The organism is Lysinibacillus sp. FN11 (genome assembly GCF_024628845.1).
GTDB lineage: Bacteria > Bacillota > Bacilli > Bacillales_A > Planococcaceae > Lysinibacillus > Lysinibacillus capsici.
In genome coordinates this window covers 104,324-124,571 of record NZ_CP102383.1, presented here as the reverse complement: position 1 = coordinate 124,571, position 20,248 = coordinate 104,324, and the positions used below count along the sequence as shown (strand labels likewise).

At 36.4% G+C, this 20,248-nt stretch carries 20 protein-coding genes; 2 read left to right on the top strand and 18 right to left on the bottom strand.

From position 1 onward, the window contains the following. Positions 1–2: 2 nt before the first annotated feature. The 18 genes from NP781_RS00535 to NP781_RS00445 form a co-directional block, all read right to left on the bottom strand. Positions 3–1,157, bottom strand: coding sequence for a LegC family aminotransferase (locus NP781_RS00535; protein WP_257521172.1), 1,155 nt, complete (start codon positions 1,155–1,157; stop codon positions 3–5). Continuing rightward, positions 1,154–2,152 carry an NAD-dependent 4,6-dehydratase LegB gene (locus tag NP781_RS00530; protein ID WP_257521171.1) on the bottom strand — a complete coding sequence of 333 codons (999 nt, stop codon included), beginning with the start codon at positions 2,150–2,152 and terminating at the stop codon, positions 1,154–1,156. The genes NP781_RS00535 and NP781_RS00530 overlap by 4 nt, the downstream gene beginning before the upstream one ends. Positions 2,153–2,189: 37 nt before the next feature. Then, the gene (locus tag NP781_RS00525; protein WP_257521170.1) at positions 2,190–4,985 is read right to left on the bottom strand and encodes a motility associated factor glycosyltransferase family protein; all 2,796 of its coding nucleotides are present in this window, start codon (positions 4,983–4,985) and stop codon (positions 2,190–2,192) included. A 149-nt stretch (positions 4,986–5,134) separates the two neighbouring features. Continuing rightward, positions 5,135–6,727 (bottom strand): flagellin N-terminal helical domain-containing protein, encoded by a 1,593-nt coding sequence (locus tag NP781_RS25470; RefSeq protein ID WP_306829424.1) that lies wholly within the window; start codon positions 6,725–6,727, stop codon positions 5,135–5,137. 145 nt (positions 6,728–6,872) lie between these two features. Next, positions 6,873–7,109: a carbon storage regulator CsrA gene (gene csrA / locus NP781_RS00510; protein WP_257521169.1), complete on the bottom strand. Its 237-nt coding sequence runs from the start codon at positions 7,107–7,109 to the stop codon at positions 6,873–6,875. Between the two features lie 4 nt (positions 7,110–7,113). Continuing rightward, a complete protein-coding gene (gene fliW, locus NP781_RS00505; RefSeq protein WP_221679446.1) occupies positions 7,114–7,548 on the bottom strand; it encodes a flagellar assembly protein FliW in 435 nt (144 codons plus the stop codon). Positions 7,549–7,560: 12 nt separating this feature from the next. Further along, positions 7,561–8,130, bottom strand: coding sequence for a DUF6470 family protein (locus NP781_RS00500; protein ID WP_306829421.1), 570 nt, complete (start codon positions 8,128–8,130; stop codon positions 7,561–7,563). A 98-nt stretch (positions 8,131–8,228) separates the two neighbouring features. Beyond that, positions 8,229–9,224, bottom strand: a complete 996-nt coding sequence (gene flgL / locus NP781_RS00495; protein WP_257521168.1) for a flagellar hook-associated protein FlgL — start codon at positions 9,222–9,224, stop codon at positions 8,229–8,231. A gap of 29 nt (positions 9,225–9,253) precedes the next feature. Next, on the bottom strand, positions 9,254–10,906 hold the full coding sequence (flgK, locus tag NP781_RS00490) for a flagellar hook-associated protein FlgK (protein ID WP_257521167.1): 1,653 nt from the start codon (positions 10,904–10,906) through the stop codon (positions 9,254–9,256). Positions 10,907–10,922: 16 nt separating this feature from the next. After that, a complete protein-coding gene (locus NP781_RS00485; protein ID WP_257521166.1) occupies positions 10,923–11,423 on the bottom strand; it encodes a flagellar protein FlgN in 501 nt (166 codons plus the stop codon). A 27-nt stretch (positions 11,424–11,450) separates the two neighbouring features. Next, positions 11,451–11,711 (bottom strand): flagellar biosynthesis anti-sigma factor FlgM, encoded by a 261-nt coding sequence (flgM, locus tag NP781_RS00480; RefSeq protein WP_054549755.1) that lies wholly within the window; start codon positions 11,709–11,711, stop codon positions 11,451–11,453. Positions 11,712–11,832: 121 nt separating this feature from the next. Further along, positions 11,833–12,246 (bottom strand): TIGR03826 family flagellar region protein, encoded by a 414-nt coding sequence (locus NP781_RS00475; RefSeq protein WP_004227580.1) that lies wholly within the window; start codon positions 12,244–12,246, stop codon positions 11,833–11,835. Positions 12,247–12,324: 78 nt separating this feature from the next. Further along, the gene (locus NP781_RS00470) at positions 12,325–12,915 is read right to left on the bottom strand and encodes a ComF family protein (protein WP_257521165.1); all 591 of its coding nucleotides are present in this window, start codon (positions 12,913–12,915) and stop codon (positions 12,325–12,327) included. Next, complete coding sequence (locus NP781_RS00465) at positions 12,912–14,297, bottom strand: ATP-dependent helicase ComFA (protein WP_257521164.1); 1,386 nt, start codon at positions 14,295–14,297, stop codon at positions 12,912–12,914. Before NP781_RS00465 ends, NP781_RS00470 begins: the two co-directional genes overlap by 4 nt. A 44-nt stretch (positions 14,298–14,341) precedes the next feature. Further along, on the bottom strand, positions 14,342–15,184 hold the full coding sequence (locus tag NP781_RS00460) for a DegV family protein (protein WP_257521163.1): 843 nt from the start codon (positions 15,182–15,184) through the stop codon (positions 14,342–14,344). Positions 15,185–15,441: 257 nt separating this feature from the next. Further along, the gene (locus NP781_RS00455; protein WP_004227588.1) at positions 15,442–15,987 is read right to left on the bottom strand and encodes a DUF3225 domain-containing protein; all 546 of its coding nucleotides are present in this window, start codon (positions 15,985–15,987) and stop codon (positions 15,442–15,444) included. A 283-nt stretch (positions 15,988–16,270) separates the two neighbouring features. Further along, a complete protein-coding gene (locus NP781_RS00450; RefSeq protein WP_004227590.1) occupies positions 16,271–16,945 on the bottom strand; it encodes a response regulator transcription factor in 675 nt (224 codons plus the stop codon). A 36-nt stretch (positions 16,946–16,981) separates the two neighbouring features. Next, the gene (locus NP781_RS00445; RefSeq protein WP_221679434.1) at positions 16,982–18,130 is read right to left on the bottom strand and encodes a sensor histidine kinase; all 1,149 of its coding nucleotides are present in this window, start codon (positions 18,128–18,130) and stop codon (positions 16,982–16,984) included. A gap of 165 nt (positions 18,131–18,295) precedes the next feature. On the opposite strand from NP781_RS00445, the gene NP781_RS00440 reads away from it, so the two are divergent. Next, the gene (locus tag NP781_RS00440; RefSeq protein ID WP_004227595.1) at positions 18,296–18,931 is read left to right on the top strand and encodes a YigZ family protein; all 636 of its coding nucleotides are present in this window, start codon (positions 18,296–18,298) and stop codon (positions 18,929–18,931) included. Between the two features lie 147 nt (positions 18,932–19,078). Then, positions 19,079–20,134: an LCP family protein gene (locus NP781_RS00435; RefSeq protein ID WP_257521162.1), complete on the top strand. Its 1,056-nt coding sequence runs from the start codon at positions 19,079–19,081 to the stop codon at positions 20,132–20,134. Positions 20,135–20,248 lie beyond the last annotated feature (114 nt).

Here is a 20,248-nt window from a genome sequence, read left to right as displayed (position 1 = left end):
AGTTATACCTCATTTAATGGCGTACTCGGAATATTGACAACACTGCGATTTAAGTGGTCCGTCACACTCAAATCTGCTCTTGGACAATTTTTATACATGATAAGTTTATGCATTGGAGTCCAAATAGGGCGGCTCATTATACCCTTTTCATTTAAAAAGTCCAATATCTCGTCACGGTTATATCGTTCATCAAGTAATATCGTTTGTAACCAATAATTACTTTTAGTTTGTGCAGGTTCCTTAAATAAGTGTACACCATCTATATTTACTAACCAGCTCTCATAATGGTTTGTTAGCTCTCGTTTTTGTTCAATAAACGTTGGCATTTTTTCTAGTTGCGCACAGCCTAATGCAGCATTTAAATTCGGCATGCGATAATTATAGCCAATTTCATCATGTTCATATGCCCAACGATGTGGAGTTTTAGCAGTCGTTGTTAAATGTTTTGCATAATCCGCTAATGCATCATCATTTGTCACAATTGCACCCCCACCTCCAGTTGTCATAATTTTATTGCCATTAAAGCTAACTGCACTTACTTTTCCAAAGCTACCTGAATGTTTTCCCTTATAATACGAGCCTAATGATTCTGCCGCATCTTCAATAAGTGTAAGATGATACACCTCGCATACTTCGAGTAAACCGTCTAAATCAACTACATGCCCGAATGTATGCATGGGTACAAGTGCTGAAATTCGCCGACCTGTTTTTCTATTATAAAGTTCGTTGTTTCGTAGCTCTCCAATTTGCATTAAATAGCTTTTTAACTTTTCTGCATCAACACCTAATGTATTTAAAGAAACATCTACAAAATGTGGCACAGCGCCCATATACGACACAGCATTCGCAGTTGCAATGAAAGTAAGCGCAGGCATTAAAATTTCATCCTCCGCTTTAACACCAGCAACTTTTAAAGCAATATGCAGTGCTGCTGTACCATTTACTGTAGCAACAGCACGTTTAACACCAACAAATCTAGCTAAATCCTCCTCAAAGCGATTAACATAAGCGCCAACTGATGAAACCCAACCTGTTTTTATACAATCCGTCACATAATCAATTTCTCTTTCATTAAATGTCGGTTCATGTAAAGGCACAAACTCTTTTCCGTAATATGACTTTACATAATCTGTGAATGTTAACCATTGATTATTCATATGTTATAAACATCTGCCTTATATTGAGATAAGTTCTTTGGATTCGTAAACCATTCAATTGTTTCTTTAAGACCTCGGCGGAAACCTTCCTTACCACCGTACTGTGGTTCCCAGCCAAGCAACTCCATCGCCTTTTTATTTTCTGCCCAAAGACGCTCCACTTCACTTTTTTCTGGCCGTAAACGCTGCTCATCGGTTTCAATCGTTAATTTCACATTCATAATATCCGCAATCATTTCTGCAGTTTCACTAATTGACACTTCATAATTTGACCCAATATTAATCACTTCACCAATCGAATTAGGAGATTCCATCACTGAGATAAAACCATTTACTGTATCTTTTACATAGTTAAAATCACGAGTTGGGCTAACTGCTCCGAGCTTTATCGTCTTTTTGCCACTTGCTAACTGACTAATAATAGTCGGTATAACTGCACGAGCCGATTGACGTGGACCGTATGTATTGAATGGTCGAATAATCGAAACTGGTGTTCCAAATGAACGATAAAATGACAAAGCCATTTGATCAGCCCCAATTTTAGAAGCCGAGTAGGGCGACTGCCCCTGCAATGGGTGATTCTCATCAATCGGCACATAGAGAGCTGTTCCATACACTTCACTTGTTGACGTATGAACAACTTTCTCTATACCCAATTCACGTGCTGCCTGAACAATATTTAATGTACCATTAATATTCGTATCTACATACGTAGCTGGTGAATGATATGAGTAGGGTATTGCAATTAGAGAAGCTAAATGCAATACATGCGTACAACCTTTCATCGCTTCTTTCACACCATAAGCATCTCGAATGTCTCCTGTAAAAACATCTAATGTTGCTTTAATATCACGTGGGGACTGATCTAGCCAGCCCCAAGAGTTAAATGAATTATAGTATACAAAGGCACGGACATCGTAACCTTCACGCACAAGCTGTTCAGTTAAATGTGAGCCGATAAAACCATCTGCACCTGTAACTAATACTTTTGTCAATGAAATAACCAACTTTCTTATAGAAAATTAAAAATACTCATTTAAAATCTTTCTTTTCTACATTACAATCTATGACCAATTTCGGTCGATATCCATTCATTTTTAATGTTTTATTAGGTAAACATTTGGTACTATGCCCGAAGCCATCTTCCATCTTAATAACTCCATCTTCTCCTATACAGCTACCACGTAGAAGTGCAAATTCGGTATCATCCTCATTCAAATCATTTACCCAACTCGCTGTTACAGAGTCAGCATTCCATTTTAAATTATTCGTCTTAATATCAGATTGAGACACTAAATATCGATCCCACTCACTGTTCTGTAAATCAGGTGAACTAGTTAATAGACTAATAATACCCTTATGCTGATTTTGTGTAATCTCTTTATTTATGATAACATTTTTACTAATATTACTTTGAAGAATGCGATCAGCAACTAATGTTATTTGATTTTCATTTTTATCTACTGTTATAAAATAAAAATCTCCATCAGGATTAGATGTAGCTTCAAGCGGTAAAGTATCTGCTGTTTCATCACCTAGATTAGTAAAGTTACCTAACTCATTATATCTAGCTTCATAATGGCAACGTATACGCTTACCAACCTCTAGTTGTTCCACGTCTTCAACTTCATCAATATGATAAACCCGACCATCCTCTGATATTTCAACACCTAATATATTACAATGCACTTGATTCGATAAAATTTGAACCGTAACTTCATGCATACCTTCTAATAATCTAGGGCTTTCAAATAATATATAAGGATAAAATGATGAAAATCTATCTTCATCGATTGAGTCCCGTATAGTCACAATCTTTTCTTTTTGATTAATTGTAAACTTTAGCCTCAAATCACTCTTCGCATGATTTACACCAATTAGTTTAAAAGCTGTCCCACTAAACTTAAATTTTAATGTAGCCCCTGTTGCTAACGCTTCAGCACTAGTACCATACAATTCCAACATACCATATTCACTAAACTCTTGACGCATTAACCATTTTTTTCTCCAATCACCTTCATAATGGATTACACCACTTGATGATTCATAAAATTTAAACCCATCTTGTACACCCATTTTTGAAATCACATGCATTTGTAAAATCGGAGAGATTTTTTGGTAAATATTCAATGTCTTTAGCATATATTCACCATACACTTGACAAACCGTTTTGATTTTCTCACTTGTTTTTATTATACTCTGACACAACTTTACATCGGAATAAAACCGTTCCGTGTGTATACTTATGAGCGGACCAATTATTATTTCAAACAGTGGATTTTTTGTTAATTCACTTAATAATCTATACATTTTTTCAAGCATCCGATTCAATTCCCTTGGATTATTTGAATCGGCTTTTTTCTCAAGTCTCCTTAATAACTCTTTCATATTGTTATACACAGCTATATAGTCTTTACAAGCTTTAACTAATCGCTGAATTACTTTAAAATTCAATTTCTCTGTTGGTGTTCCTAGTTTCCCCCACCATTTCTCTTCTACAACAGACTTCTTAAGGTTACTAATAATATCATCTAATGGTTGATATTGCGTACCTGCAATTTTTGCTCCACCCTTTGTGGTGTTTATAATCTTTAAGTCAGGCATAAGTTGAATATATTGTTCCATTTCCTGACGCATTTGTATATATCCCTGTTCTGTTTGTACTTGCCCACCGTAAACATCTTCAACATATATGGCTTTCTGCTGCTTTATACTATTTTTAAATTCTAAGGAATTATAGCGTTCTATCTCTTCTGCATAAAATATATCATTTTTATAAGCAAAATTTTGACCAACTAATATTACCTGTTCCACTTGCAATTTATGTAATAACTGTAGAGTAACATTGGAAATGGTTGTTGCATCATTTACTGTAGCAAATGATGTTTCATGTAAAAAAGGCGTGATTTTATCTCGATTCATAACCATATGAATTAATGGACCGGGAAACATTGATAAAGTTTCATGTCCTACCGAAGTACCGAAAATAATTGGAATATCAGTAATATGTTGCGCTGCTAATTTCTCAAATACTGTAGCATTTATGACTGTGGGGTCATAGGATAGAACTGCGTCAGGATAAATTTCATGAGCAATTAATGCTTCATTTGCTGCCCCCACCGCAAATATATAAGCTAAACGTTGTTCTTTAATTATACGTAAATTATCGAGTTCCTCTGAAAGTGATGGTCCTGCAGATACTAGTAAAACAGGCTTCCCTTCTAAAGGATTTTCTTGTTGACTTAATATATTTGGCGTAGAAAACGTATATTTAGCATTCATAATCGTGTTAATTAGCCAACGCTCATTAAATGCGTTTGTTATTTGTTTTTGTCCCTTTGTATTCTCCACTATTTCTTGGAATTTATTAGAAAATTGTTTAAATGGTTGTTGAGCAATTTTTTCATACACAGGATGAATTAAGATAAAAATACGCTGTGCTAAATTCACTTTAAATTCATTCAAATTATTTTTGATGTCCTCTTCCGTTCGCTCAACATACTGACCAACTAGTTTATTAACATGTATACCAATAACATTTTTATTAGAAATAAATGAGTCGAACACTTCTTCAAAAGGCTCATAAATAGAAATAAGCTTTTCTGGATAGCGCTGTTGTGCCACCTTTATATGGTAGCCTAAACCCACGCCGTAAAAGAAAATATGATCATTTTCTTCTATTTGTGAAGCATAAGCATCTATCAATCGCTCAGCTTCAGAAACAGGATTATATTTACTATGTACAGGAAGCATATGTCCCTCATGTTCTACTTGGATTATAGGAAGGTTACTCTTATTAAAAAGTACTTCTATATTTTTTTTCGCCACTTTGTATACCCCTTTAACTTATTTCGAATCTTTTATTTATACCTATAATTTTAATTTACTTCACTTATAATATATCGGCACAATACTATTTTTGTACACAAAAAACCTTCCAACTATTAAAGTTGAAAGGTTTTTGATTTATTCAGGTATTAACCTAATAATTGAAGTACGCCTTGTGGTTGTTGGTTCGCTTGCGCTAACATAGATTGAGCGGCTTGAGTTAAGATGTTATTCTTAGTGAATTCCATCATCTCTTTCGCCATGTCAACGTCACGGATACGAGACTCAGCAGCTGTTAAGTTTTCTGAAGTTGCACCTAAGTTATTGATTGTATGCTCAAGACGGTTTTGTACCGCACCAAGGTTAGAACGTTGCTCAGAAACTTTTGCAATCGCTTTGTCTAGTGTATCAAGTGCATTTGTAGCACCTGCAGCTGACGATACATCAACACCTGTAATGCCTAAAGATGCTGAACGCATATCACCAATACCAAATGTTAATGACTGACCTTTGTTTGCACCAATTTGAAGCGTCATGCCTCCATTACCTGCAGCAGAAGTTTGTGCTTGGGATAAACCTAAGTCTTTAACTGCTGTAGAACCAGCTTTATCAGTTAAATTAACCGGACCTGTTTCACTAACGATTTCAAAACGACCATCTTCAGTCACATTTACTTTCACTTTAGCAATAAATCCTGCATCTGCAGCTGAAGAAGCACCTGCTAATGCATTTGCTCCAGAAATAGCTGCATTTAAGCCACTTTGTAAAATAGCAGCACCAGACTCCATTGTTGTTGTATTACTAAATTCACCTGCACCTGATAATGTTACATTTAAAGTAACACCATTAATATCAGCTAAGAAAGTAGATCCTGAAGCAATGCTTGATCCATTATAGTTAGTTGTTCCTGCTGTTGAAGTACTAGCACCAGTCATAACATCAGCAACACCACCACCTGTGCCAACAGCAATTTTAGAGTTTGTTCCTTGAGAACCACTTTCAAGTACCATGTTACCACCAGTTGAAACATAACCACTAATATGACTAACATTTGCACCAGAAGCATCAATTGCTTCATTAATTTTTTTAACAACTAATTCAGTAGATTTATTTTTATCAGAACCCTTTAAAATGTCTCTTTCTTCAGTTGTTAAATTTTGCCAATTAACAGTGATTTCTGTACCGTCAATATTGATTTTTTCACTTTGGAAGCTTGCATCTGTTGCAACAGTATGTGCACCTGAAACTGTTCCTGCAGCTAGTTTAGCAACTTGAGCTCCAGTAGTCGTATTTTGACCTACTGAAACAGTACCAGCTGATTTTAAGTTACCGTTAAGTAATTTTTGAGTGTTGAACTCAGTTGTGTTACCGATACGGTCGATTTCTTCTTTAAGTTGTTTTACTTCGCTTTGGATTGCTTCGCGGTCTGCGTCTGTGTTTGTACCGTTTGCAGATTGGTCAGCTAATTCACGCATACGTTGTAGGATTGAGTGAGTTTCACTTAGTGCACCCTCAGCAGTTTGGATTAAAGAGATACCGTCTTGAGAGTTTTTAGTTGCCATATCAAGACCACGGATTTGAGAACGCATTTTTTCAGAGATAGAAAGACCAGCAGCGTCATCGCCAGCACGGTTGATTTTGTATCCTGAAGATAATTTTTCTAGGTTTTTCGCTGATTGCGTGTTGTTGAAACCTAGGTTACGGTGCGTATTTAACGCAGCAATGTTATGTTGAATTCTCATAATAGAATTCCTCCTTGAATTGTATTTTTTACTTCACATCCGTGTGAAGTATAGTATGTAACTTTTGAATCACGTTAGTGTTTCGCTGTTACATAGTTTATATCGTATAAGTTTTGGATAGTTTAATAGTTTTTTATAGAAAGTTTTATTTTTTTTCCGAGGAATTACTTTTTGTAATTCCCTGAAGAATACTTGCCTCTATATTTAATGATGCATGATTTTCTGCCTGAATAGCCTCAAAAATTTCAGAACGATGAACTTTAACATTTTTCGGAGCCACAATTCCAATTTTTATCTGCTCACCATCAATAGATAGGATTTTAATTTCTATATCATTATTAATCATAATAGATTCATCTTTTTTTCGAGATAATACGAGCATTTATTTACACCTCATTTTTAGAAAATGGAAAGTGTAGTGGATAAGTATGGTTATCGTTTAGTACTATTTGCTTCCCAAGTTTCTTTTTTATATTAATAATAATTGGTGCTAGTAAATTCATAGTTGATTTATTAAGAGAATCTTTCAATGTGACAATGGCATATGTAACAACATCTTCTTCACTTTCAATCTGTAAATCAGCAATATCTTCCTCACTTATATCAAAAGCATAGTCAGTTTTAAATGTATATGGGTAGGCAATAACAAATCCAATACTAGCATCGTTTATTGATTGCAGAATGGCTATAGGAAGCTCAGAATCTATTGGTAATAAAACAAATCTTTTTTCAGTTGGAAAACCAGGCAATCCACGTTCAAAAGTTAAAATCTCTTTTTCATCAATTACTACTTCGCCTAATAATTTTGTTTGGATTTGCATATAAATTCTCCTTTAACTTATAACATCAATCGTTACAGATGGTCTTTGTAACATTGTACCAGTTACCTTACCAGGTGTATATTCATGGATAGGCTTGTTCACCTTAGTGTCAATTTTAGGTTCTTGACGTGTAATGTTTACATCTGTAGTACCTGGGGTATAGTCAATTTTCACAGATCCTACTGATGGCACAAATTTTATGTTATAGGGACCTGGACGTTTTGGACCTGTATTTTGCTTCGCAATACTTTGCATGACAGAACGCCCCTGGTCCTTACCTGCTCCATTCATCATTTGATACCCCTCTTGCACCCTCCTTGCAATTCCTTTGAGGTTACCTTCTCTCCCGGCTTGAGCATATTTCTCTATTGATTCTTTCGTAGTTAACATTCCGATATCACGTCTAGCTTGCGAGGAATCAATTTTCAAGTCACTTTTGGTTGTATGAATCTCCAGAATTGCAGCTGGCTGAGATATACTTTGCTCAGCTCTTGGTTGTTGAATTCGTTGTACTGGTTCTTGTATGTTCCAATCCATTTGAATGTCTTTTGCTGTGATTTGAATTTGTGGAAACCTCATCATTTAACCCTCTCTTTCAAAAAAGCGTCTGAACATAGTGTTCAAACGCCTTAAAGTATTTGTTGAGTAATTGTATTTGTTACAAAATATAAGCTGTAGGTTTATCGAATAAAATCTACTAGTGTTTGTTGAATAATTTTAGCCCCTACGGAAAGTGCTGCTTGGTGAATGGATTCACTGGTAACCAGCTCTGTAATAGCCTTAGAATAGTCTACATCTTCGTTATTTGATAATTGTTTGGTAACACTTATCTCACGGATGGATAGACGATTCTCCATCATTTCAACACGATTTTGACGAGCACCAATATCGGCCTGAGCCTCTAACACTTTATTGTGTAAAGTTGTAATATCATCAGAAGTACTAGTGGAGGAGAATCCTCCTAATGCACTACTAATCTCTTCACTTGTTGCTAAAGGACTTCGTTTAGGATCTAAAAGATCTGATATTTTCCCCATCAATGCATCTAAATTCCCAAATAAATCAGCACCAGGTGTATTAACCTGTATTTGAAGATCGTCATAGATTTCTATTTTCACTTCACCATTCGGAGCATTTACTTTTTGATCTGCTGTTGCTCCTGTAGTAATAACCGTATTATTCACCAAATTTGTATAGTCAGCATTTATCGTTTTATTGCCATTTGCATCTGTATCTGGTCCAAATAATGCTTTTCCAGTATTTGTTCCGCTGAAAATGTATCTATCAGCAATTTTCGTATTACCTACTTCTTGTAGGTGCTTGCGAATTTGATCTATCTCTGTTTTGATTTTTTCACGTTCGTCAATAGAATTCGTTCCACTAGCTGCCTGAATTACTAACTCTCGAACACGCTTCATTTGCTCCCCTACTTGATTTAATGATTCATCAGAAGCATCTAGCCAGTTATTGACTTCATTCATATTACGTGTATATTGTTCAACTTTACCTAAATCTCGACGATAGCCCATCCCTTTTACAGCAATAACAGGGTCATCTGAAGGTCTAGTAATTTTTGAACCCGAATTCAGTTGATCTTGCAACTTTGACATCTTTCCGTAACTTCTATTTAAGTTTAATAACATGTTATTAGATAACATAGATTGCGTAACACGCATTTTTATAAAAACCCCTTTCTAATAAATATTTATAATCCTACACGGCCCATGCCATTAATAATCTTATCTAATGTTTCATCTACGACTGTGATCATCCGTGCATTTGCGTTATAAGCCTGTTGGAACGTAATCATATTTGTCATCTCTTCATCTAATGACACCGAACTTACCGCATCACGATTATTAGAAAGTGTTAACAATAAGCTTTCAGACGTTTTGTTTAATCGATAAGCCTCTTCACCGTCAGTTCCCAACTTTCCTATCATGCCTTGATAGAAAGTGTTAAATGTCGCACCATCTAGGTGTTCTGTTGAGGGTGGAACTACTATAGTGTTTGCACCAACTGTAATCGTTAGCCCACCTGCGCCAATTGATTTGGATTGGAGATTTGCAAGTTCAATAGCCCATTTACCATTTCCTTCTTCACCTTTTACAGATGATGCTGCTAATAAGGACGAATTTTTTTTCAAAACTTCATTTACTTTAATATTCCCAGCTGTAAACTTTTCTGGCGTCCCGCCATCACCAGTGAAAAATGCAACTCCAGCATCTCCATTTAAATCAAAGCCACCTTTATGTACTTCATTAAATGTATTAGCAAAGGTGCTAGCTAGTTTATTTAGGTCGGCTAATGTTTCTAGATAGTATCCTTTTTCACTAATCAAAACACCACTTGCATCATATTCACCATAACCATATGAATTAATTAAAGATAGTAACTTTCCTTTTCCTGGTTCAAGGTCATTATGCTTAATCGTTTTAACTCCTGCACCAGCTACTGGTTTTGTTGGTGGATCATCTAAGTTGGAAATTTCAATTTGCTTAAATACGTTAGTCAAATCATTGCTATCAATAGGGCTAGATTTTTCACCAGTTGTATTCATTGCAACGTAGTTTTTGCCGTTAACAAGTACAATCGGGTCGCCTGTTGAATATGATTTAAAAGAGATTGTTATACTTCCTTCCGCTACATTACTAGCATTACCACCTGAAGGAACACGTTCAATCGAAATAGGGATGTAACTATTTAGTTCATCAATTAATACATCTCGTGCATCGTATAAATCATTTGGTACAAGTCCATTTGGTTCTACTTCTTGCACTTGTTTATTAATTGCAGCAATCTGTCGTAAAAGAGAATTAATTCGGTCTGTAGCAACATTGATTTCATTCCCTAAATTACCTTGAATCGTTTTTAACTGTGTATCCATATAATTAAAGGATTCTGCAAGGTGGGTAGCACGTTCGATAGCTACTCTTCGTGACGATGCATTCTCTGGATTCGTACTAACATCCTCTAGCCCTTTCCAGAATTGCTCTAACGCTGCATTCAAACCAAATTGGGATGGTTCATCAAGGATATCTTCCATTTGTGAAATAGCGTTTGAACGAGATTCCCAATACCCCAGCTTGTTTGTTTCTTGACGATACTGGCGATCAATAAACTCATCACGAATACGTTGGATAGATGTTGCTTCGACACCAGTCCCTAGATGGCCAGGATAGTAAGGTGAATTTAAACCAGCAGTTGGGAAACCTGGTGTAGCTTGCATATTAACTCGTTGACGAGAGTACCCTAGTGTGTTGGCGTTGGAAATATTGTGACCTGTTGTATATAAAGCAGTTTGCTGTGTGAAGAGGCCACGTTTACTTGCTTCTAAGCCCATAAATGTTGAGCGCATGTTTTTTCCTCCTTTGTTATGCTTGTGAATCGAAATATGATTTTTTAGCTATATTGTTTGTGCCACGGACCTCATTGCTGGAATAGTTCATTTGCTCTGCACGTGGTCTTACTGCATCTAATGTTAGGTTGACGATTTGTAAGGATTGGAAAACGAGTTTTTGATTTAAATCATTTTGTTTTCGTAGGTCATTGATAATTTGCATTAAACGTTCGCGAACTGCTGATAGTGTTGCTTTTTCAGCTTGTTGTTCAGCAGCCTCGATGACATCCGCGACAGTTGTTTTGTCAGATGAAGCAAGTCCCTTTGCTTCAAGGTAGTCCGTTACCTGTTTCTGACGCTGTTGCTCGAGCTTATCGATGGCTGCTACGTGCGCTTGCTCATCCTTGAGCAATTGGTCTAGCGCTTCGATATCGCCAGCTTTAATAATTTCTGTTTTTTTAAAGGCTAGTTCGAGTAAGCTTTTATGCATTCTCTCTAGCATTGTTAGTGTAGAACTAATTGCTTCTACAGACATATCGTTATACACCCTTTCTGCTATTCCCTAGAAACGATAATATTTCAGCATATCCTCTGCCACTTTACGCGCATCTACTTTGTATTCTCCAGAAGCAATATCCTTTTTCAACTGTTGAACATGATCTGCTCGCTCCGAACTGTATGTTGAAACACCTCGCATTTCTTGTGCAGCCTTTGAAATTTCAATTTTATCGGCGAAAGATGCCTTGTTTGTATTTGATTTCACATTACGTACTTGGTTTTTATAGGCGTTTACTGCATTAACTCCATAAGATGTAATTTTCATTTCAATACCCCCCATCTCTAAATCCTATCTTACTATTATTTCGGATTGTCTCACATAATGTTAAGTTTTCACATAGAAAAAAGTGTGCTAATTTTGTTTAAAATTAACACACTTGGAGTAATTAACGTTTACGCTCTGAGTGATAGGTTACTCTCTCACGTTCTTCGACACTTTGACGAAACTCTTTGGCAGCTTCAAATGTCCGTAAGTCTGCTTTTAATTCATCTTGACATTTCGAGCAGAGCTTTCCTGTCGTCGTGAGATGACCGCAGTTATCACATGGGTAGCCAAGGTTAGGGAACATTGCTGGCTGTAAACGGCCTTTACGGACCCATTTAAATAGTAAGTCTTTATCTGCTCCCGTGGCTTCTACAATACGTTCTACAGTTGCCGCACGGTTTTCACGTTTACGTAAGAAACGATAAACGATTTGATAAAGCTCCTCCTCTGATTGTGCACACTTATGACACACTTCTCGGACTCCTGTATAATTAAAAAACTCATTACATTTCGGACAATTACGAACCTCTGCCATTGGCCTTTCCTCCTCTTTCTAGCAAATTTATCTACGAATGCTGTCTCATTAACTATTATACATAATGTATTGGTATTTTCATCCTTCAATTAATGTGAAGTATTGGACATTTTTAGCACCCGCCTGCATTAAAACAGTTGTAGCATGCTCTAGAGTCGTCCCTGTGGTTTTTATATCGTCAAAAAGAAGATAATTTTTATGTTCGACTTGTGCATCCTCCTTTAAGCGAAAAAGTGGAGCTACATGTAGACGCTGCTCTCTATTTTTGGAGCTTTGTGTTTCTGTCGTTGTCTTTTCTAATAATTGCATAAAAGGAATATGCGCTGCCTTTAATAGTTCATCAGTATGCGAGAAAGTACGCTCCTGCTGCTTGAAAGGATGCATTGGAATGGGGAGAATAATCGCTTTTTCTCTATTGAGACGATCATAGAGCTCCTGACGAAATACCTTGGCAAGAGCCACATCTTGAAGAAACTTTAACTGGTGTAAGTAATCCTTCATCGCCTCATTATATTGATAAAGAGATGTAGCAGATTGAGAAGGTTCAAAACGAGCGGCACAACTTTCACATATAGTCGGCGAGAATTGCTTGGTTACAATCATTTTCCAGGAAATGGTTATTTTTAACGGCTGGGTACATATTAAACAATGAGATTCTATTTTATTCATTCAGAAAATCCCTTCTTATTATAAAATTGAATTTTTGCGCATGCCTCATCTATCTCTGCCGTGATGCCGTGATGAAAAAATAGGACGTCCCCATCAGGAAATTGAACATCTCGTCCAACTCGGCCTGCAATCTGAATGAGGGCATTGGCGGTAAAAATCAATGATTCTGCTCCAATAACAGCCACCTGTACATTGCTGATTGTAATGCCTCTTTCTAATATCGTAGTGGTTAATAAGCCGGGAACTTCTTTATTTCGTAGCTTTAACACCTTCTCCTTCCGCTCAGGGTCAGCTGCATGTACAGCTAATATGCCTTCATTTAACTCTTGAACAAGAGGTATTGCACGTTTCATTAAGTCAATTGTCGGGAAAAATAGTAAAAAGGGTTCCTTTTGGCATAAGCGCTCCTCCACCCACTTTTTTAACCTTTTAGGGACTTTACCTCGCATAAAGCATTTATTATAGCTCCATAAAGAACGAACTTGTGGAACTGGTAATGGATGATTATGATAGCGTTTTGGAATAAAAGAGTGGCTTTCTTGCTGGAAAGTATGGAGTAATGATGCTGATGGGGTTGCTGTCACAAATACCAGAGGAGCATTTTCCTTTTTAGCCTTTTCTACTGCTCTTTGTAGAGTTTCATCAAATGTATAAGGAAAAGCATCTGCCTCATCTACAATAATGACATCAAATGCCTTATCAAATCGGTAGAGCTGATGGGTTGTTGCTATAACAAGCTGTGCATAGCCATTTTGGTAAGGTACTCCACCGTATAAAGCATGAATAACTGTTTCAGGAAAAGCCCGTTGAAAGCGTGGATACAGTTCTAACACTACATCTGTCCGTGGTGTAGCAATACAAATACGAAGCCCTCTCTTTAATGCATCATACACAGATGGGAAAAGTAGCTCTGTTTTGCCTGCACCGCAAACTGCATGTATTAAATGCGAGCGTTTTGCTTTCACACTTGCCAAGGTTTCATTAGCAGCCCGTTGCTGGAGTTCGGTGTATTGCCCGGTCCATTTTAATGAATGCTTGTTAATTTTTATCGCCTTGGGACCTGTCCAAATCATCAATTGTGTACAGCTACTGACTCTCCCCATCTTAATACAGTGTCGGCAGTAGACACATTGTTGCTGACATTTTGAGCAATCGAATTTTGTGAATAAGTGTGGGTCTGTATTGTGACAACGATTGCATTTCATAACTGGCTTTATTTGAATTCCTTCTATTATATTGACGTATTTTCGCTGTATTGCTTTCTCAATATCTTCAGATGAAAATGGCGAATGTTCTTTTAACCAAATGCGACCTTCATGAAAATCACGTAATGCTGGGGGCAACAGCCAACCCCTATATCTCATTAAAACCTCCCCTTTCATAGAAAAAAGCCTCTACTTTTGCTGTAGAGACTTCTCCCAATTCGTTATTTTTTTGTCCATCCTAATCCCATCGATCCTTCACCTAAATGGGTACCAATAACAGGACCGAAATAGCTTAGTTTAAAGTTTACGTTCGGGTACGTTGCGGCTAATTGCTCTAGCCATTCTTGCGCTTCGGCAGGGCAATTCCCGTGAATGACAACAGCGTCCATCGCTGCATACTTTTTGGCATCCTCTGCTAGCAATTCTTCCGCACGCTTTAATGCCTTTTTACGTGTTCGGATTTTTTCGAAAGGTACAATTACCTTATCCACAAAATGTAAAACAGGTTTTACTTGCAATAAACCACCGATTAATGCTGCCGCAGAAGATAAACGCCCACCACGCTGTAAATGTGCTAAGTCGTCTACAATGAAGTAAGCACGAATAGACTGCTGCATGTCCGCTAATGCTGCAAGTATGTCTTTTGCTGAATGGCCCTCTTTCGCCATTTCCGCTGCCCTTAATACGTAAAAGCCTTGAACAGCACAGGATATTTCACTGTCAAAGGCATAAACATCAATGCCTTCCACCATTTCACCGGCCTGTACTGCACCTTGGTATGTTCCACTAATACCACTCGATAAATGGATGGAAATAATCTCATCGTAATCTTTTGCTAGCTCATCAAAAAGAGCGACAAATTCTCCGATTGGAGGCTGTGTTGTTTTGGGAAATTCTTTAGCTCCGCGCACCTTATCATAAAATTCAGATGCTGTGATATCTACTTCTTCTGCAAATAATTGACCTGAGATATTAACACTTAAAGGTATCATGTGAATGTTTAAGCGTGCACGTTCCTCAGCTGTAATATATGCAGTACTATCTGTTACGATTGCCGTCCTCATCCATGTCCACTCTCCTATAATTCTTAGTTTACAATCTATTTCTACTTGGTGCAATTGTTGTTCGTTGTTGTTACTGTCGCTTTTGCATATATTACGAAAACAAAAAGAAATGAATGTGAAATGAATGACGAACTTCGGATTCCCGTTCTCGCCCTTCTAGAGTTATGCTAGTAAGCTAGCTTCCATTTCACATTCATTGTCTATGTATAATAGGCATATCTTCACTCAATTGTTATGTTGAATGAAGATAGCTTCTGTTAATTTCCTGTACTTGACTGTGAGTCATCGCCAATATAAAAGACACTCGTCACTTTCCAATCATTGTCCTCTTTCACAAAGACTGTTACCTGACGTCCTGCACTTTCATGTTCGACATTTGTCTCAAGCTGAAGTGAGTGCATTTTCATGTTGGCAAATACTTGCGCCTCTTCTGATTCATACTTTGCAATTGTTACATTTTCTACTTCACGCTTAATATCAAATTGATCAAATACTTCTGATGCATATGTTTTTTCTTCATCGTATTTAAAACCCTTTGGATTTTTCGAGATTGTATTCATATAACGATCAATTTCTTCAGCATTTAATGCAGCAATATACTCATCAAAAGATGCTAAAATCGCCTTTTCATCTTCCGCTGGTACATTATCAGCCTTTTCTACGTTTCCACCCATCATTTCAAAGCCAACTGTACCATCCTCTATTACTTTATCTCGTTCTTCATCACTCATCTTTTCATCTTTATTACCACAGGCAGTTAACACTAATAAGATTAGAACTGCTAGAAAACTTTTCTTTAACATCAAAAAACCTCCCGCGCATATTGTAGCATATAAATGCTTTCGTAGGAATTTTGTTGTGCATTTTCAACATTTAAGTGCTACATCTTCCTTATGACGCATTAGGCTGTAAAATGTTGCATGAATTGCTAGTTACCATATTAATACTAATGAAAAGTAATGTTACAAAATTGTGAATGACCTATTCTTCATCAAGTAAGTTCAATACAAATTATTACCAAAAAACAATAAAAAACTGTTTTAAAAACTACTTCAAAAAAGTAGCTTTTAAAAACAGTTTTAGCAATTAGCGTACTTCAACCCAACCATTTTTAATGGCTGTTACAACTGCTTGTGTACGGTCATTCACATTCATTTTTTGTAGAATACTTGATACGTGGTTTTTAACTGTTTTTTCAGAGATAAACAGTGTCTCACCGATTGTACGGTTTGATTGACCATCTGTTAATAATTGTAATACTTCACATTCACGCTTAGTTAGCAAATGGAATGGACGACGAATTTCAGTTTGATGGAAGTTTCCTTTATTTTCATGTTCTGAAAGTCGTTTAAATTCTGCTACTAGGTTTTTCGTTACTTTTGGATGTAAATAAGAACCGCCGTTGGCAACAACTTTAATCGCCTCAACGATTTCATCTGCATCCATCTCTTTTAACATATAGCCAAGAGCACCTGATTTTAATGCATGTGTAACATATGTTTCATCATCATGTATAGACAGCATAATCACTTTTGCATCTGGAAATTCAGTAATTAACTCTGCCGTTGCTTCTACTCCGTTTTTGCCTGGCATGTTAATATCCATAAGTACTACGTCTGGTTCGTTTTCAGCGTATAACGTAACCACATCTGTACCATCATCACCTTCAGCTACTACATCAAACGTATCTTCAAAATCTAAAATGCGTTTTACTCCTTCGCGGAATAGCTGGTGATCGTCTACAATAATAATCTTTGTCATTTGTCCTTTACCCCCTAAATTTCTGCAACAATTACATCATTCAGTTTTTAACGGTATTTTAAATAACACCGTCGTACCTCGATTGATTTCACTACTAATGGTGATAGTACCATTTAATATTTCAATCCGTTCTTTCATTCCTAATATTCCAAAGGAATGATCTTTCACTACTTGTGGGTCAAAGCCTATGCCATCATCTTTTACAACAATGTTGACGGCATCTTTTAACCATTCAAGCTTTACCCAAATGTCTTTACACTTACCATGCTTCATGGCATTTGTTACACATTCTTGTACTAATCGGAAAATGGATACTTCATAATTTGAAGGTATACGTTTTTCTGTACTTCTCGATTGGAAATGAATTTCAACACCTGGATTATATTCAGTCACTGTCGATAAATACTTCTTTAATGTCGGAATAATTCCCAAATCATCAAGTGCCATTGGTCGTAGATCATAAATAATACGTCGCACCTCAGATAAAGCATTACGTACCGTTTTCTTTAAATCGGCAATTTCAGCCAAAGCCTTTTCAATACCTTTTTCACGATACGTTCTATCTATTAAATCCGTGCGCATAAGGACATTTGCAAGCATCTGAGCAGGTCCATCGTGAATTTCTCTTGATAAACGCTTACGTTCTTCCTCTTGAGCTGCAATAATACGTATCCCAAAATCCTGTTTCATTTTTGCTTGTTCAAGGGCTAAACCAACATTTCTTAAATCTGAAGTTAAGTAATTCAAAACGACATTTACCTGATTAACAATATGATCAGCACGTTCAATCGTATCGAGTAATCCTCTTAATCTTCTCTCTAGATCATCTCTTTTATCCCGTAGCTGTTTTTCTTGTGTTCTAATAACGGAGAGCTTTACTTGAAAATCATGTGCAGTTTCATATGCTTCTCTAACTTGTTCTTCGGTATAATTATCAAAAGCTTTACTCACTAGCACAAGTCGTTGCTTAGCAAGCTGCGTACTTTTTTCCAATGCATCGCCATCATCAATTACGATTGATATTTGTTTTCGAACAATTTCCAACTCTTTTTGCATATCTTCAAAGCTTCTGCGGCTTTGTTCACTTATAATAAAGATATCATCCTTTGAGCTCATGATTGTATCTAACATCCGATTAAAAATGTCATCAAGCGACTTTAAATCGAAGGTATCATTTGAAAACATAGTATACTCCCCAGTCTAATGTCTTATGATTACTTACTAATTTAATAGACTAAAATCACATATTCCATAGTCTACACCTATTATAGCATTACCATGCTAAAATTTAATGCTTTTTCTTCATGAAAATTATAGAATAGAACTCTAGTTAAAAGGAGATTGATACGAATGAGAGAAAACTATTTAACAGTAAAAGGATATGGTGAAAGCGAAATTGTCATTTCCAAATCTCGCTTTCTCACTTATATAGAACGTGCAGAAACGGAAGAGGATGCAATTTCTTTTATAGATGGTATAAAAAAATTGCATCATAATGCAACACATAACTGCTCCGCATATATTATTGGAGAGCATGATCATATTCAAAAGGCAAATGATGATGGGGAACCTAGTGGTACTGCAGGCGTCCCTATGTTAGAGGTCTTAAAAAAACAAGGATTAAAAGATACGGTCGTTGTTGTGACCCGCTATTTTGGAGGCATTAAGCTCGGTGGTGGTGGTCTTATTCGTGCTTATGGAAAAGCAACTACAGAGGGATTAATTGCTGCACAGATAGTTGAACGTAAATTGCATCATTTCATGAAAGTAGCTATTGATTATACATGGCTAGGAAAAGTCGAAAATGAAATAAGAAGTTCATCATATTCTTTAGAGGAAATACGTTATTTGGAGGGTGTTGAAATCATTGTTTCTGTGCTAAAAGAGGAAGAAGAACAGTTCCGAAGTTGGATAACAGAAATGACAAATGGACAGGCTACCATCACTTTCGAAGATGCTCAATTTGTAGAATTTATTGTCAATTAAATAGTTTTAATTGTCGAAACTAAATATGCATAGTATAATTTTTTTGTTAAGCTATTTTATTGTCCACACAATTACTTAGTTAAAATTGAATAAAATTTAGCTTTATCGCATTATTATTCCCAATAATTAGAGGAGAATATATTTATTATGAAAAAAAGATCTATTAGTCCGACTAAAAAGAGGTCTTCTAAAGCTTCATTAATTATAAAAGTTACACTACTCCTTGTTGCAAGCTTGGTGATTTGTGTAACGGCTTATGCTGTTTACCTTACAAAACAGGTAGAGCATGCTGCAGACTCAGCATATGAGGAGTTAGAAGGTCGAGAGGTTTCAACGCAACGTGTAGAGAAAGTAGAGCCTGTACAAGACAATGTCTCTATTTTATTTGTAGGTGTTGATGATAGTGACAATCGAGGGCAAGGTTCGGATCATTCACGCTCCGATGCACTCGTTTTAGCTACATTAAATAATAAAACCCATACAATTAAAATGCTAAGCATTCCTCGAGATTCATATGTTTATATTCCTAAAGTAGGTTATAAAGATAAAATTACTCACGCACATGCTATGGGTGGAACGCTTACTACTATTGAAACAGTAGAGGAACTATTTGATATTCCTATCAATTACTATGTACGTATGAATTTCAATGCCTTTATTGATGTAGTCGATGCTTTAGGTGGTATTGAAGCTGAAGTACCTTATGCTTTACATGAATTAGATGAGTTTGATAAGTTTACAATTAACTTACAGCCCGGCTTACAGCATTTAAATGGTAGTCAGGCCCTTGCCCTTGCAAGAACGCGTAAACAAGATAGTGATATTGAGCGTGGTAAACGTCAACAGGAAATTCTTACTTCGATTATTAAAAAAGTCGCTTCTGTTAAGTCTGTTACGAAATATGATGATGTCATTAAAGCTCTTGGTGATAATATGAAAACAGATATGACATTCACTGAAATGAAGTCCTTCTTATCTTATTTATCAAAAGGCGCACCACGTATCGATTCCTTAACATTAGATGGCACGGATGATACATCTACTGGTATTTATTATTACCAGTTAAATCAAGATTCTGTTGAAGAAACAAAGGAGATTTTCAAAAACCATCTTGGCCTAAATGAACAATCATCGAGCCTAACAAGTGGCAATACTGGAACAGATAGTGCTGCTAGCAGCGATGACAATTCAGTTACTGAATAGACCTTTCAGACCATAGACAAACAACTTGTCTATGGTCTTTTTATGTGGCTTTTCCATTGATTGACTACCCTTTTCATTTACCCCTCCTAGTAATCGATAAACAAGCTTATTTAA